Below are 13,492 nucleotides of genomic sequence, written 5' to 3'. Positions count from 1 at the left end.
CCCGCAGAGCTTTGAAAGCGGCATTGAAGAGACGGCACCCGTCTTCATCAATTTTTAATATAATAAACGATTCGCGTTAACAGTCGGTGGGTAAGCTAACCTTAGGTACAACTTTCTGGGGGGTAGCGGTCATGATGGATTCGATTCGAATATGGCTGGCACCGATGTTGACGTTTGCCTTGTTGCTTACCTATGATGCTGTTCACAGACAAGTCGATTATGCGGCCGCAGCCGAAGCGGAGAACGCACGCTCCGAGTCCAGCGTTGTCGCTGAGTCGCAAGGATGGCTGCCGGTGCTCTCCATTTTGGAAGCCGGGGATATGTTGGGAAGCGCGGTTACCGTGGAAGGAAAAGTGTTGGCCGATTCGCAAAAGAAGGCGGACGGCAAGGTCCTCGTCCAGCTCGAAGACCAAACAGGCTCGGTTCCGGTTTGCTTTGAGGCGGGTTCGTTTCGTAAAGGCGATGTGCTGCGCGTAACCGGCAAAATGGGCGATGGCTGCGGGATGACGGGCCTGTCGGCCAAGGTTGCAGATGTTCAGCGAATCCGGTAACGTCTAGCTTCGGTGCGCCTGAATGCCAATGAGTCTCGATTGGCTGACATGACCTCATTTACGCTGAGAAGATAGCGCTGGTTCACCTAACTTATCTATGCTCTTGAGCAGCCGGGCGACGTGTCCGGCTTTTTTTGAACGTTCCAGAAAGTTTAACTTTGCAAAAGCGGTAAGCGAACTGCGATTCCCTTTACCAAGAAAAGTAACCTCGTAAGCTTGGATGTCCCCCCAACGAAAAGGCTTCGATCCGAAGTAATTCTTATTTACCGGCCTATTAGTGGCGATAGTCTGTCTTTGCTCTCCCCCGCATCCTGCCTTCAGCACTTTTCTAATTGATCGGGACATCTGTACGCCCCCTCTATCCAGAACCGAGTATCTCACGCCGCATATAATGTACGGTCATCGTAATCTGCATGGTTTTGCATAAGGAGGTGCCCGATGGACAAGAAGAAAGCCGCAAATGTACCCGGCCCCACGAATCCCCTTATACCGGAATCTGCAGAATGCGATTCGGCAGCAGATCGTCCACAAACATCGCAACCGATTCCGGATTCGCTCTATATTCCGCCTGCTGTCTCTTCTTCGGCCGCCGAGAAAACGGAGCAACCGTCCATTCCTCACAACCTTCAGTCGCCCCGCGATCCGATCGAGCAAATCGAATGTTACGGTGCCCGCAATTACAACCCGCTGCCCGTCGTGCTTATACGGGGCCAAGGAGTATGGGTGGAGGATGCGGAAGGCAAACAGTACCTCGATATGCTGAGCAGCTACTCGGCGCTCAACCACGGACATCGTCATCCGAAAATTATGGCGGCTCTCCAAGAGCAAGCCAACCGAATTACGCTGACGTCGCGTGCGTTCCATAACGCGCCGCTCGGGTTGTTTTACGAGAAGCTGGCCGAGCTAACCGGCAAAACGATGATCTTGCCCATGAACACCGGAGCCGAGGCTGTTGAGACGGCTATTAAGGCAGCCCGTCGCTGGGCTTGCGACAAGAAGGGCGTTCCTGACGGAAATGCTGAGATTATTGTATGCGAGGGCAATTTCCACGGCAGAACCTTGACGGTTACGTCGTTTTCGACTTCGCCGGAATACAAACGCGGATTTGGCCCGTTCACTCCGGGCTTTCGAGTCGTTCCGTTCGGAGATATACAGGCGTTGGAGCAAGCCATCACCCCGAATACAGCCGCCTTTCTCATCGAGCCGATCCAGGGCGAAGCGGGTATCCGGGTACCGCCAATGGGATTTTTGACGGAGGCGGCGGAACTGTGCAAACGCCATCAAGTTCTGCTGATGGCTGATGAAATTCAGACGGGCTTTGGCCGAACGGGAAAACCGTTTGCATGCGACCATGAGCAGGTTGTGCCGGACGTATACATTCTCGGCAAAGCGCTGGGCGGGGGCGTCTACCCCATCTCTGCGGTGGCGGCTGACCGGGAGGTGCTGGGGGTGTTTGAGCCCGGCTCGCACGGTTCCACTTTCGGTGGCAATCCGCTGGCCTGCACCTGTGCGGTGGCGGCCATGGAGGTTTTTTGGGAGGAAGCTTTGTCCGAGAGATCCCGGGTGTTGGGCGATTATGCATTAGGCCGCCTGCGGACCCTGAATAGCCCCATCGTCAAAGAGGTTCGCGGAAGGGGCTTGTTTATTGGCATAGAGCTGACAGAGCCCGCACGACCGTATTGCGAGCGGCTTATGACCCTCGGCCTGCTATGCAAGGAAACGCACGAGACGACGATTCGTCTCGCTCCCCCGCTGACGATTGCGCGCAGAGAGCTGGACTGGGCTCTGGAACGTATCGAGCAGGTGTTGGTCTGAGGAAGGAGTGGCGTATTCATGAATCCTCATCTGGGCAAGCATGTGTCCGTCATCGGGGTGCCGATGGATTTGGGTGCCGACCGGCGCGGCGTGGATATGGGGCCGAGCGCGATTCGCTGCGCCGGCTTGGAGCAGCGTTTGGAGCATTTGGGCTATACCGTGAGGGACGAGGGGGATCTGATCGTTCGTCGGGCCAAATCGTACGGGGCGGCGCCAGAGTCGAACCTGAAATATTTATATGAAATTGTCCGGGTCAATTCCGAGCTGGCCGAGGCGGTTGCCGGCATGGTCGATCAAGGACGGTTCCCGCTTGTGCTGGGCGGCGACCACAGTATTGCGATCGGCACGCTGGCAGGCGTGCTGCGCCGCAAGCCGAGCGTGGGCGTCATCTGGTACGATTCGCACGGCGATGTGAATACGGCGGATACGTCGCCTTCGGGCAATATTCACGGCATGGCGCTGGCTGCCGCAATGGGGTACGGGCATCCGGCGCTGGTGGGCATCGGCGGAGGCTGTCCGAGCGTGCAGCCGGAGCATGTCGCTATTATCGGGGCCCGTTCGTTGGATCCTGGAGAGCAGCGCTTTTTAAAGGAGAAAGGGATGGCTGTCTACACGATGCATGAGGTCGACAAGCTCGGAATTGTCCGGGTGATGGAGTTGGCGCTCGAGAGAGTGACCCGGGGGACGAGCGGGGTGCACGTCAGCGTGGATCTGGACGGCCTTGATCCAGCGGACGCTCCGGGCGTCGGCACGCCGGTAGCGGCAGGCATCAGCCTGCGGGAGAGCTTGCTGGCCATGGAGATGCTGTCCGATGCGGGTGTGGTGACCAGTGCGGAGTTTGTGGAAGTAAACCCGGCTTTGGACATCCGTAACCGCACGGCCCTTGCTGCGGTGGAGCTGATCACGTCTTTGTTTGGGGAAAAAATCTTATAGGGATACAAAAGGTGTTACCCGAGTCTGCGGTGCTTTTAGCCGTAGGCTCGGTATTTTTTTATATGTCGTTCGTTAGGCCTTAGTGGAGCGGGGGCTGTTCTTCGTTGCATGGTTTTTAGAATTCTTATCGTTAAACCAATCCAGTACTTGCCTGATAGAGGCAAGTGAAAGAGTGGTTTACCAAGAAAAACAACCGCTAAAACGCGGTCGCCCATCCTCGAGTTTGCCTCGATGGACGTTTGTTCTTTTAGAGTCCGAATGGAAACCCGAAAGGAGTTTCCACATCGGGCTCACAAGAATTCCAACCGCTAAACCGCGGCTGTACTTCGTCGAACGGCTTCGTTAAAAAGGAATTCTTAACGTTAAACCAATCCAGTACTTGCCTGATAGAGGCAAGTGAAGGAGTGGTTTACCAAGAAAAACAACCGCTAAGTCGCGGTCGCTCATCCCCGAATTTCTTCGATGGACGTTTATTCTTATATTTTCCCCAAATTTTGTGTATGATAGAGAGATAAGCTGACATCCATACGACAGGAGAAAGGGGAGCGGACGAGGGATGGAGACGAAGACGGCATCATCATCCAACTTCATCAAAACAATTATCGCGGAAGATCTGAAAGAGGGACGCGTGCATCAGGTCGTCACCCGCTTTCCACCGGAGCCGAACGGCTATTTGCACATCGGACATGCCAAGGCGATTTGCCTTAATTTCGAGCTGGCGGCCGAGTTTGGCGGCCGGACGAATTTGCGGTTTGACGATACGAACCCGGTCAAGGAAGACACGGAATACGTCGAAGGCATTCTGAATGATATTCGCTGGCTCGGCTTTGAGTGGAGCGAGCTGCACTTCGCTTCGGATTATTTCGAGCAAAACTACGAGCTGGCGGTCAAGCTCATCCGTAAAGGGCTCGCCTACGTGGACGACCAGACGGCGGAAGAAATGCGGTCCAACCGCGGCAGCTTGACCGAACCGGGGAAGGAAAGCCCGTACCGCAACCGCTCGGTGGAAGAAAACCTGGATTTGTTCGCGCGGATGCGCGCCGGCGAGTTTCCGAACGGAGCCAGAGTGCTTCGCGCCAAAATCGATATGGCATCGCCTAACATCAATATGCGCGACCCGGCCTTGTACCGTATCCTCAATACACATCATCATAAAACCGGAGATGCTTGGTGCATTTACCCAATGTACGACTATTCGCACCCGATCGGGGACGCGCTCGAAGGCGTGACGCACTCGTTGTGCTCGCTGGAATACGAAGACCATCGTCCGCTGTACGATTGGGTCATACGCGAATGCGAGATGGAGCACGTCTCCCGCCAGTACGAATTCGCCCGCTACAACATGACGAACACGATCATGAGCAAGCGTTATTTGAAGCTGCTGGTCGATTCCAAAGCTGTGGACGGCTGGAGCGATCCGCGTATGCCGACGTTGGCGGGCATGCGCCGCAGAGGATACACGCCGGAGGCGATCCGCAACTTCCTTCGCGAGGTGGGCGTCGCCAAGGCGATATCGACGGTCGATTCGCAGTTCCTCGATCATTTCGTCCGGGAGGATTTGAAGCTGAAGGCGCCGAGAACGATGGCGGTGCTCGACCCGCTGAAGGTCGTCATCACGAACTACCCGGAAGGGCAAGTGGAAATGCTGGATGCCGAAAACAATCCGGAGAACGAGGAAATGGGCAACCGGCTCATACCGTTTTCGCGGGAAATCTGGATCGAGCGCGACGATTTTACGGAAAATCCGCCGCCCAAATACCACCGATTGTTCCCGGGCAACGAAGTCCGGCTGAAGCATGCTTATTTTATCAAATGCGAGGAAGTTATCAAGGACGAGAACGGCGAAGTTCTGGAAATCCGCTGTACATACGACGTGGAAACGAAAAGCGGCAGCGGGTTTACCGGACGGAAGGTGAAGGGCACGATCCATTGGGTCGATGCGACCCAGGGCATTCCGGCGGAATTCCGGTTGTTCGAGCCGCTGGTGTTGGACGAGAAGGTCGACTCGGATACGTTCCTGGAACGGCTCAATCCGAGTTCGCTTTCGATTCAGGAAGGATTCGTCGAGCCGAACATGGCCGATGTGCAGCCTCAAGAGAAGTTCCAGTTTTTCCGGCACGGTTATTTCAATGTCGATTCGCACTATTCGACGGCCGCCAAGCCGGTGTTTAACCGGATCGTGTCGCTGAAAAGCTCGTACGACCCGGGTGCGAAATAAGCCATCCGCACGTTGAGAAAGGCACAAACATAGTCCAAAAAAGTCCCGGAGCTGCGTGAAAAGCGGCGAAGGGGCTTTTTCGGCATACCAGGGGGGCTCAGGGTGAACCGTCCAGCTGTTCATTTGTGGAAACAACCCTCCCTTTCTCCCCAGAATACCCGTTAGGAGAAACCGTTCCATGGTATAATGTTGTCGATAAGAATGGGCAATGACGGGAGAGAGACAAGAGGATGCTGTTTGTGTTGATCGCGTTGTGGGGAGTCGGCATCGTGCTGCTCGTATCGGATGCGCGCAAAAGCTCGATCCGCTGGCTGAGCGCAGTCGCCTTCTGCGGCGGCTCGGGGGCACTGTCTGCGGTCATCGGAGATATGCTGATACCGCTTGCCCTGCAACGGCAAGCCGGCGAAGGGCTGGTCGAGCTGTTGGAGGGGCTGCGCGTGTTATCCTCCCTCATGCAATATTACGGACTGCCGTTCACGTTCGTCCTGTTCGCGATCAGCTTCAATCCGGCACGGATTACGCCGAGGCGCAAAGCGGCCATTGCTTTGCTGACGCTCGTTCCGATCGCGGCTACGCTGCTGTTTGTCAAACCGATCCACCCGATACCGTTCCGGCTGACGGCGGCGTGGGCGGTTCCGATGGTCGGGCTCGCTTCCTTGTGGATCATTTTTAAGAAGGAAACCCAAGCGACCTTGCGTATGAACGATCGGCTCACCGGACTGGCGGTCGTGCCGGCGGTTTTGTTATGCTCGGTGATGAACTACGTGCTGCCCAGCCTGGGGTTCGTCGAAATGTGGCGCTACAATACGTGGATTATCGCTTTCGCCGTGCTTGTGTTTATCGTCGCCATCTTCAACTACGGGTTTCTCGGCATACGGGTGCTGATCCAGACCCGCAAGCTGGACGTCTCCATCCGGGCCGTTACGTCAGGCACCGCGGTGCTGAACCATGCGATCAAGAACGATGTGGGCAAAACAAAGCTGTTCGGCGAGAAAATTCGCGCCTACGCGGAGCGTACGGACCAGCCGGAGCTGGCGGCCGACATCGCGGTCGTCCTCGCGGCAACCCGGCACATTCAGGAGATGATCGCCCGCGTGCAGGACCAGACGCAAGAGCTGGCCTACAAGCCGGAATGGAACGATCCGGCGGCGATGCTGGAGGGGCTGCGGGACCAATTGGCCGCGGATACGGATAAGGTTCGCATTCATTTGCATATCCCGGACCATCTTGAGCTGTATTGTGACCGGGCGCAGACAACGGAGATGTGGAATAACGTGTTGTCCAACGCGATCGAAGCGATGCCGGACGGAGGGAACATCGCGGTTCGGCTGTACGAGACGAAGCGGGGCATCTTAGCGGAAGTGAAGGACTCGGGGCCGGGCATGAACAAGAAGCTGCTCAAGCAAGTGATGGAGCCGTTTTTTACGACAAAAGGAGACCGCCGGATGAACTTCGGGCTGGGTCTGTCCTACTGCTACCAGGTCATGCGGAAGCATGGGGGCAGCTTCGACCTGTACAGCGAGCCGGGCCGGGGCACGACCGCCGTGATGCGGTTTCCGCAGCAGAAGAGAAGGAGCGGGAACATATGAACGACATTCGGGTGCTGCTCGTCGAAGATGACGCCGATTGGCGGCGGGGGCTGAGCGATTATTTGTCGGCGGAGCCCGGCATTTGCGTCATCGCCGTGGCCGGTACGAAAGAGGAAGCGGCCCAAGCGATCCAGGAGCAGGAATATGACGTCGTCCTAATGGACATTATGCTGGCGGACGAGGTGGCCGGCATTGGTCTGGCGCAGGAGGTGCTGCTGCGCGGCGGCGCGAAGGTGCTGATGCTGACGTCCATGGAGCTCAAGGAGCTGATGTTCGATTCGTTCCGGGCCGGAGCGGCGGATTATTTGATCAAATCGGACTTCGAGCGCATACCGGCGGCCATCCGCGACGCGCACCGCAACGAGTCGCCGATCAGCGCGGCGGCGGCGGCCCAGATGCGCGAGGAATTTCGCAGGCTCAAGCAGGTCGAGCAGACGTACAAGAAGAAGGAGCTGCAGAGCAAAATTACGCCCTCGGAGCTGCAGGTGCTGGAAATGATCGACAAAGGCATGACGCAGACGGCGATTGCCGACAAACTGGTCGTTTCGATCCGTACGATCAAGGTGCATGTCGGCAATATTTTAAAGAAGCTGGGCGGCGGAAGCAGCAAAGAGGCGGCTTACAAAGCTCGGGAGATGGGCTTGTTCGAAGGAGAGGACCCGGAACGGGACCGATAGGCGGCGGTCCTGTTCCATAGCTTTCCTGTTCTATATCCCGGCCTCTCGATAGAGCCCGGCGGCCATGGCTAGTCAAACGTCCGTCGTTTCCGATTTCTTGCCGGCGTCCCGGGCTGCGGTCAGCGCCCGAATTTCCTCCAGACTGTCCTTGACCTCGTCCAGCGGCAGCCGGCCCGCCTCTAGCACTTCTTCGTCCAGCGTCAATAACCTTTCGTAAAAGCTGTCCGCGTCAGCCAGCAGCCGATCGAGCTGCGATTGCTCCTCCGCGGTCTGCGGCGTTTCCTGAAGCAGCTGGAACAAATAGTCCTCGGCATCGGCAAAGCGACCGACGGAGGCATAGTACGCCCACAGCAGACGCCGCGTTTCGGCCGGCAGCCCGTACGGGCGAAGACGGTCGAGGAGCTCGTCGACTTGTCCGCCTATGTCGAGCCAAGGGACATCCGAGCTTTCCTGGGCGGCCGTTAGCGTAATATGCAGCGCCTTCCGGTTCAGCCTGTGGCTTTCGTCGACGCGATCCAACGTCGAGTACAGCTCCGCTTCTTCCTTCATCAGACGGGCGACGACGAGCATTTTCTCTGCGGTCGCTTCCCCTTGCCGGTTCAACAAATCGGTCAAATCCCGCTCGGACAAAGCCCGGATCAGATTCGGATTGAGTCCAAACAGCCGTTTGTACGTTTCCTCAAGCAGCTGCAAAGCTTCTTCGGGCTTCAACTGGCGTTTTAAACCGAGTATGACGCCCATGGCGCTGCTCAACTGCTCGATCATGCGCATGACGTAATCGTTGCGGAACATAGTCGGGTCCTCCTATGGCTTATGGTCCTACGTTCTACTACGTATGACTATACCATACGTTTCCCTGCGGGCGAATTTCGGGTACACTTAGGGCAACGGCAAGCACACAGGCTTGCGGTCGGAATGGCCCCGGAGAAAAGGTTCGACCGGATGGAGCCGTACGAGGAAGGAAAGGTGCAGCGCATGATCATTGATTTGTTTCAGGACAATGTCTGTCCGTGGTGCCGGATCGGCAAGGCGCACTTGTTCCGGGCGCTTGCCCAATACGGGGGAGAACCGCCGGAGATCCGTTGGCGGGCGTTCATGCTCGACCCGAACGTTCCGAAGCGCGGGCTGCCATTCATGAGCACCATGACCGCGAAGTACGGCGAGCAATTTTCCAAAGAGGGCATGCTTGGTCGCGTTATGGAAGCGGGGGCGGCGACCGGCTTGCATTTTGATTTCGATAAGGTGGAGTACATGCCCAATACGCGGCTCAGCCATCGGCTGATCGCCATAGCTCCCCAAGAGGCCAAAGCCGGGCTGGTCGATGCCCTGCATCGCGGTTACTTCGAGCAAGGCCGCAATATTGGAGATCCGGCGGTCCTGCTGACGATCGCCGACGAATGCGGGCTGGACGGGGCGGAGCTGGGTCGACGGCTGGACAAGGGCGAAGGCGAATCGCAGATCGAAACGGATTTGGCCATGGCAAGACGGGCCGGCATCTCCGGCGTGCCGTTTTTTATTATCGGCAACAAGTTCGCTTTGTCCGGAGCCCAGCCTCCGGAGTCGTTTCTTAAAGTGTTCGGACGGCTGGCGGAGCAGGCATAAGTAGTGCTCCTGCAGGGGTAGTCCTCGCCGAACGTTTGCGAGCAGTCAAAAGGTCATGCCAAGTAACACCTGGCATGACCTTTTTCGTCATGGAACAAAAGTTGTTGTCGTTTTATGTTGCAAGAAGTAGAGTGACGAAGGTAGCGACAAGTCCGGAAGCTTATAGCGAAAAGGATTGTCTTTCGAATTGCTGCAAAAGCTCGGCTGCACGTTCCGCGTCGTCCTGATGAACGTCCAGCTTGACGGTCGAACGCACTCGCGCGTTCGGGTCCGCTTGGGCGATTCCCATTCCGGCGGACGCTTCCGTTCGGATCCGGCATTTGACGTTGTTCGATTTCAGGTACGCGTACTTGGCCTCAAGCTCCTCCGCATTGTCGCCGGTGCCCACCAGCAGCGTCTTCCAGCCTTTGCTGCGCAATACGGCCCAAGCGATCAGAAGGAGAATAGCCAACGACATAATCATCCATCCCATGATCCAACACCACCTTCCCTTTGGATTGTCGGTCGGTACTGAGGTCTCTGGCTAGCGATTACGGGCTGCATTATAGCATTCGGAAGTCTTCTGCGATTTGGGTGGGTCTTCCAATCTGTGGTACAATAGGGGGCAAAAAAAGGGTGCGCCCTTTACCGGGGAGAGGGAAATGATGATCCGCATCGGGTTGACGGGCTGGGGAGACCACGACGCGCTGTACAAGCCGGGGACGGGAGCGCCGGACAAATTGCGGCAGTATGCCAAAACGTTCCCCATCGTGGAAATCGACAGCTCGTTCTATGCGATTCAACCGGAACGCAATTATGAGAAATGGGCTCAGGAGACGCCTGCTGCTTTCGGATTCGTGGTGAAGGCGTACCAAGGGTTGACGGGGCATCAGCGGGGCAAGCCGGTGAGCGAGTCGATGGAAGCGACATTCGCTGCATTCGCGGCTTCGATTCGGCCGCTGCGCGAGGCGGGAAAGCTGGCGGCGGTCTTGTTCCAATACCCGCCCTGGTTCGATTGCACGCGCAAGCACGTCGAGGAGCTGAGAACCGCCAAGGAGCGGATGGGCGATGTGCCGCTTGCACTGGAGTTTCGCCACCAGAGCTGGTTTGAAGGGGATATGCGAGAGCGGACGCTCGGCTACATGGAGCGGGAAGGCTGGGCGCACAGCATCTGCGACGAGCCGCAGGCCGGCCCCGGCTCGGTGCCGATCGTGGCCGTGCCGACGCATCCGGAGCTGACGATCGTCCGCTTTCACGGGCGCAACGCCGAAGGGTGGCACAGCAGCGGTCAGCCGAATTGGCGCGAGGTGCGTTATTTGTACCGCTACAACCGCGAGGAGCTGGCCGAATGGGCCGACCGGCTGCGCCAGTTGGAAAGCCAGACGAAGCAGGTGTTTGTCGTATTCAACAACAATTCGGGCGGGGATGCCGCCGCCAACGCCTTGCAGCTGGCAGAGCTGCTGGGGCTGGGCTATCCGGAGCTGCCGTCGCCTCCGGTTCAGCTCGATTTATTCGATTTGTAGCAGAAAGCAGGGCCTTGTGAATACATATGCGGGTAGATTCCCGCCCGTCAGTATTCGCGTCTGTGCGCCGATTGCGTCCACAGCTCGAACGGACTGGCGGAGCCGGGGGCGGGCTCCAGTCGCACCATCGGCAGCAGGCGGTCTTGGAGCGGCTTGCCGATTTCTTCGTAGATTAGACTATCGTCGAAGCCGGCCGCTGCCGCATCGTCGCGGTCGAAGCCGAAATAAACGGTCCGTACCCGCGCCCAATAGAGCGCCCCCAAGCACATCGGGCAAGGCTCGCAGCTGGTGTAGACGTCGCAGCCGGCGAGTTGGAAGCTATCCAAGTTGCGGCAGGCGTCCCGGATCGCCTGGACCTCCGCATGGGCGGTCGGGTCGTTGGCCGAGGTGACCTCGTTGACGCCTCGTCCGACGATGCGGCCGTCTTTGACCACGATAGCTCCGAACGGTCCCCCTTTGGTTCCTTTCGTATTGTCGCAAGCGAGCGATACCGCTTCTTTCATAAATGTTTGTTCGTCCATTAAGGCTCCCTCCGCTTCTTCTCTTCCTTGTAAACATCATCTTGCTGACATGTACCAGTAGCATGGACGTAAAGAACGGCGCTTTATGCGGCCAACCCTCTTGCTGCGGATGAAAAAAGCCTTCCCCTGGCGATGGAGAAGGCGGATTCCGCGTCGGCTGGCTTGGCATGACCGGTTTTTAACGTCGGCTTTGCTTGTAACGCCGGCTTTTGACGAGTGCGGACATTTTTGCGATTGAATACTTTGAAGTTCTGTCATGGAGTACGTTTGCCGATTGCGAGTTTGTTACGCTTGCGCGGACTGTACCGTGTGCTCCATGGACCCGGTCTTTCCGGCTCAGGCGGTCAAGCTTTCATTTTGGCGAAAGCGTCCCGGGGATGAAGAAATACCGTCGGCACCGACGCTACTTTCCGGAACACAACGTCGCCCTTCAGCACGGACGGACCGTTGGTGAACAGCGTGGCCCCTTCTTCGGGTCTGCGCTCGGCGCTTGCCGCCTTTTGCTTCTCGGATTGTCGTTTGGCCATCGGATTCACACCCTTTCCAAATATAAAGCCAGAATGCCGAACAGCACCCGGTTGGCAGTCGTAATCTCGTCGAGCACGATTCGCGAGTTAAACGCGCCTCTCGCCGGCTTCTCCAAAAAGCAGTGAAGCGTGACGACGAATTGCTTGGAAATTGGAACACAACTAATATATTCACGGAACCCGAGTTTCTCCACCTCGAACAGCTCGGTTTTCCCGCTTAAATATGTTTGCGATACATAACTGGTCGCATCGTCCACGTGAAACGACTCCCGGCCGCCCACATTTCCCGCGCTGCCCAGCTTGACCAGCCGCTGCCCGTCGGCCGACAGCTTGTACAACGTCGCGCCGGTTACTTGGCTGAGCTGGATCTGGACGAGATGATTGCGGATTTCTCCGGTTTCCAGCTCCTGGATAAAGACGGATAAAATCCGCGCATAGTCCGGGCTGGCATGCTCGCTGTTCTCGAGCAGCGATACGAACAGCCTGTTGGCGCTTTCGTATACCTTGCTTGTCCTTAGTATATCATGAACCTCCGTCGGTTTCAGTCCCGTGCGGATATAATTTTTCAATAAAATCGACAATTGTGCGCGAATGTAGGCGAATGCGTCGTCCGGACCGTCGAACGGCTTGACGTTGCGGGCAAAATTGCTCGATACCTCATCGATAAAATGCTTCAGCTCCGGCTCGAGCGTCGGCGAATCGTCCTGGTACAAGATCCAGATCCGGTTCATCACGATGACCAGAACCGGCTTGCCGGCCGCCAGGGCGTGCCGGTATTCGGCATGGGTTATGCTGATGCCCCATTCCGAAACCATGCTTCCGTAGCGTTCCCCGATGACCAGCAGGTACACATCGGATTTATCGATTTCCTCCAGACAGCTTTCCACAATATTGCCCGAGCCCGTAAAGTTGAACTCGATCGATTCGGACGCGACCGCGCGATGACCCAGGTCCGATTCGATCTGAGCCGCAAGGCTCGACCGGACGAAGTGCAGATCGCGTATCGTCGAACTGATAAAAACGCGCAGCAAGGCAACCCCTCCCAACCTGTTACATGTATTTGACAAACGTGCTGGATTTTCCTTCCTGCGAAAGCCCGGCGTATAAAAATGTCTCCCGCTCGTTATAGTAAAACGTGATCCGGACAGTTCCCACATCAAACAGGCAAGGGGAGAATCGACGCATGACGAACCGAAAAGATTCCAGTCTTCAATCGCAGAACCCGATCTCGCAAGCGCAAAATTCGGTAGAAAACGCCCATCTGGCCGTTACCCAGGCCGAGACGCATCCTACGGCGCAGACCATCGACCAGGCGGAACGCGCTCTCGCCAAAGCCGAGCGGGCCTTGGACCAGGCCGGCACGAGCCATAACGACAATGCGGTCGAACTTGCGGAAGAGATGCTGGCGGAAGAACAGCGCCACTTGCGGAAGTTGAATGATCGCGAGTAGCGGTTTCTCAAGATAGCTTTGATGAATGAAGCCAAAAGAGCGAGTGACGAGGGTGGCAGCCTCGAAACTCGTTCTTTTCGTTGACCGGGGTCGCTTAAAGCGATCCT

15 protein-coding genes are annotated in these 13,492 nt (G+C 57.0%); 9 read left to right on the top strand and 6 right to left on the bottom strand.

Annotated features, from left to right (window positions below):
- Positions 1-131 precede the first annotated feature (131 nt).
- The gene (locus ABD796_RS26750) at positions 132-551 is read left to right on the top strand and encodes an OB-fold nucleic acid binding domain-containing protein (RefSeq protein WP_344913983.1); all 420 of its coding nucleotides are present in this window, start codon (positions 132-134) and stop codon (positions 549-551) included.
- A gap of 54 nt (positions 552-605) precedes the next feature.
- On the opposite strand, the gene ABD796_RS26745 is transcribed toward ABD796_RS26750, so the two are convergent.
- Positions 606-896, bottom strand: coding sequence for a hypothetical protein (locus ABD796_RS26745; protein ID WP_344913980.1), 291 nt, complete (start codon positions 894-896; stop codon positions 606-608).
- Positions 897-989: 93 nt separating this feature from the next.
- Here ABD796_RS26745 and ABD796_RS26740 point away from each other — a divergent pair, with 93 nt between their 5' ends.
- The 5 genes from ABD796_RS26740 to ABD796_RS26720 all read left to right on the top strand — a co-directional run bounded on the left by ABD796_RS26740 (position 990) and on the right by ABD796_RS26720 (position 7,783).
- Positions 990-2,366 (top strand): ornithine--oxo-acid transaminase, encoded by a 1,377-nt coding sequence (locus ABD796_RS26740; RefSeq protein WP_344913978.1) that lies wholly within the window; start codon positions 990-992, stop codon positions 2,364-2,366.
- 18 nt (positions 2,367-2,384) lie between these two features.
- Positions 2,385-3,299: an arginase gene (rocF, locus tag ABD796_RS26735; protein ID WP_344913975.1), complete on the top strand. Its 915-nt coding sequence runs from the start codon at positions 2,385-2,387 to the stop codon at positions 3,297-3,299.
- Positions 3,300-3,855: 556 nt separating this feature from the next.
- The gene (locus ABD796_RS26730) at positions 3,856-5,517 is read left to right on the top strand and encodes a glutamine--tRNA ligase/YqeY domain fusion protein (protein ID WP_344913972.1); all 1,662 of its coding nucleotides are present in this window, start codon (positions 3,856-3,858) and stop codon (positions 5,515-5,517) included.
- Positions 5,518-5,747: 230 nt separating this feature from the next.
- Positions 5,748-7,106 (top strand): sensor histidine kinase, encoded by a 1,359-nt coding sequence (locus ABD796_RS26725; RefSeq protein ID WP_344913969.1) that lies wholly within the window; start codon positions 5,748-5,750, stop codon positions 7,104-7,106.
- Positions 7,103-7,783, top strand: a complete 681-nt coding sequence (locus tag ABD796_RS26720; RefSeq protein ID WP_344913966.1) for a response regulator — start codon at positions 7,103-7,105, stop codon at positions 7,781-7,783. Before ABD796_RS26725 ends, ABD796_RS26720 begins: the two co-directional genes overlap by 4 nt.
- A gap of 72 nt (positions 7,784-7,855) precedes the next feature.
- Here the strand turns inward: ABD796_RS26720 and ABD796_RS26715 are convergent, their stop codons facing one another.
- Entirely contained in the window at positions 7,856-8,575 is a 720-nt protein-coding gene (locus ABD796_RS26715) for a DUF6483 family protein (protein WP_344913963.1), read from the bottom strand.
- Positions 8,576-8,698: 123 nt separating this feature from the next.
- Between ABD796_RS26715 and ABD796_RS26710 the strand changes: the two genes are divergently transcribed.
- Complete coding sequence (locus ABD796_RS26710; RefSeq protein ID WP_344913960.1) at positions 8,699-9,385, top strand: DsbA family oxidoreductase; 687 nt, start codon at positions 8,699-8,701, stop codon at positions 9,383-9,385.
- A gap of 160 nt (positions 9,386-9,545) precedes the next feature.
- On the opposite strand, the gene ABD796_RS26705 is transcribed toward ABD796_RS26710, so the two are convergent.
- Positions 9,546-9,857 (bottom strand): hypothetical protein, encoded by a 312-nt coding sequence (locus ABD796_RS26705; RefSeq protein ID WP_344913957.1) that lies wholly within the window; start codon positions 9,855-9,857, stop codon positions 9,546-9,548.
- 172 nt (positions 9,858-10,029) lie between these two features.
- Here ABD796_RS26705 and ABD796_RS26700 point away from each other — a divergent pair, with 172 nt between their 5' ends.
- Positions 10,030-10,887: a DUF72 domain-containing protein gene (locus ABD796_RS26700; RefSeq protein WP_344914589.1), complete on the top strand. Its 858-nt coding sequence runs from the start codon at positions 10,030-10,032 to the stop codon at positions 10,885-10,887.
- A 47-nt stretch (positions 10,888-10,934) separates the two neighbouring features.
- On the opposite strand, the gene ABD796_RS26695 is transcribed toward ABD796_RS26700, so the two are convergent.
- The 3 genes from ABD796_RS26695 to ABD796_RS26685 all read right to left on the bottom strand — a co-directional run bounded on the left by ABD796_RS26695 (position 10,935) and on the right by ABD796_RS26685 (position 12,966).
- Complete coding sequence (locus ABD796_RS26695) at positions 10,935-11,408, bottom strand: nucleoside deaminase (protein WP_344913954.1); 474 nt, start codon at positions 11,406-11,408, stop codon at positions 10,935-10,937.
- Positions 11,409-11,752: 344 nt separating this feature from the next.
- A complete protein-coding gene (locus ABD796_RS26690) occupies positions 11,753-11,935 on the bottom strand; it encodes a hypothetical protein (protein ID WP_344913951.1) in 183 nt (60 codons plus the stop codon).
- 5 nt (positions 11,936-11,940) lie between these two features.
- Positions 11,941-12,966 carry a DUF4062 domain-containing protein gene (locus ABD796_RS26685; RefSeq protein WP_344913948.1) on the bottom strand — a complete coding sequence of 342 codons (1,026 nt, stop codon included), beginning with the start codon at positions 12,964-12,966 and terminating at the stop codon, positions 11,941-11,943.
- Between the two features lie 152 nt (positions 12,967-13,118).
- On the opposite strand from ABD796_RS26685, the gene ABD796_RS26680 reads away from it, so the two are divergent.
- On the top strand, positions 13,119-13,385 hold the full coding sequence (locus tag ABD796_RS26680; protein WP_344913945.1) for a hypothetical protein: 267 nt from the start codon (positions 13,119-13,121) through the stop codon (positions 13,383-13,385).
- Positions 13,386-13,492: the final 107 nt, after the last annotated feature.

The organism is Paenibacillus hodogayensis, from assembly GCF_039536325.1.
Taxonomy (GTDB): Bacteria; Bacillota; Bacilli; order Paenibacillales; family NBRC-103111; genus Paenibacillus_AB; species Paenibacillus_AB hodogayensis.
The sequence above is the reverse complement of the archived record's forward strand: the minus strand, read 5'-3'. Positions and strand labels throughout refer to the sequence as shown.

What these genes read in the sequence shown, in the direction of transcription:
- ABD796_RS26750 (WP_344913983.1), top strand. Translation starts at nt 132, where the DNA reads ATGATGGATTCGATTCGAATATGGCTGGCACCGATGTTGACGTTTGCC.
- ABD796_RS26745 (WP_344913980.1), bottom strand. Translation starts at nt 896, where the DNA reads ATGTCCCGATCAATTAGAAAAGTGCTGAAGGCAGGATGCGGGGGAGAG.
- ABD796_RS26740 (WP_344913978.1), top strand. Translation starts at nt 990, where the DNA reads ATGGACAAGAAGAAAGCCGCAAATGTACCCGGCCCCACGAATCCCCTT.
- rocF (WP_344913975.1), top strand. Translation starts at nt 2,385, where the DNA reads ATGAATCCTCATCTGGGCAAGCATGTGTCCGTCATCGGGGTGCCGATG.
- ABD796_RS26730 (WP_344913972.1), top strand. Translation starts at nt 3,856, where the DNA reads ATGGAGACGAAGACGGCATCATCATCCAACTTCATCAAAACAATTATC.
- ABD796_RS26725 (WP_344913969.1), top strand. Translation starts at nt 5,748, where the DNA reads ATGCTGTTTGTGTTGATCGCGTTGTGGGGAGTCGGCATCGTGCTGCTC.
- ABD796_RS26720 (WP_344913966.1), top strand. Translation starts at nt 7,103, where the DNA reads ATGAACGACATTCGGGTGCTGCTCGTCGAAGATGACGCCGATTGGCGG.
- ABD796_RS26715 (WP_344913963.1), bottom strand. Translation starts at nt 8,575, where the DNA reads ATGTTCCGCAACGATTACGTCATGCGCATGATCGAGCAGTTGAGCAGC.
- ABD796_RS26710 (WP_344913960.1), top strand. Translation starts at nt 8,699, where the DNA reads ATGGCCCCGGAGAAAAGGTTCGACCGGATGGAGCCGTACGAGGAAGGA.
- ABD796_RS26705 (WP_344913957.1), bottom strand. Translation starts at nt 9,857, where the DNA reads ATGGGATGGATGATTATGTCGTTGGCTATTCTCCTTCTGATCGCTTGG.
- ABD796_RS26700 (WP_344914589.1), top strand. Translation starts at nt 10,030, where the DNA reads ATGATCCGCATCGGGTTGACGGGCTGGGGAGACCACGACGCGCTGTAC.
- ABD796_RS26695 (WP_344913954.1), bottom strand. Translation starts at nt 11,408, where the DNA reads ATGGACGAACAAACATTTATGAAAGAAGCGGTATCGCTCGCTTGCGAC.
- ABD796_RS26690 (WP_344913951.1), bottom strand. Translation starts at nt 11,935, where the DNA reads ATGGCCAAACGACAATCCGAGAAGCAAAAGGCGGCAAGCGCCGAGCGC.
- ABD796_RS26680 (WP_344913945.1), top strand. Translation starts at nt 13,119, where the DNA reads ATGACGAACCGAAAAGATTCCAGTCTTCAATCGCAGAACCCGATCTCG.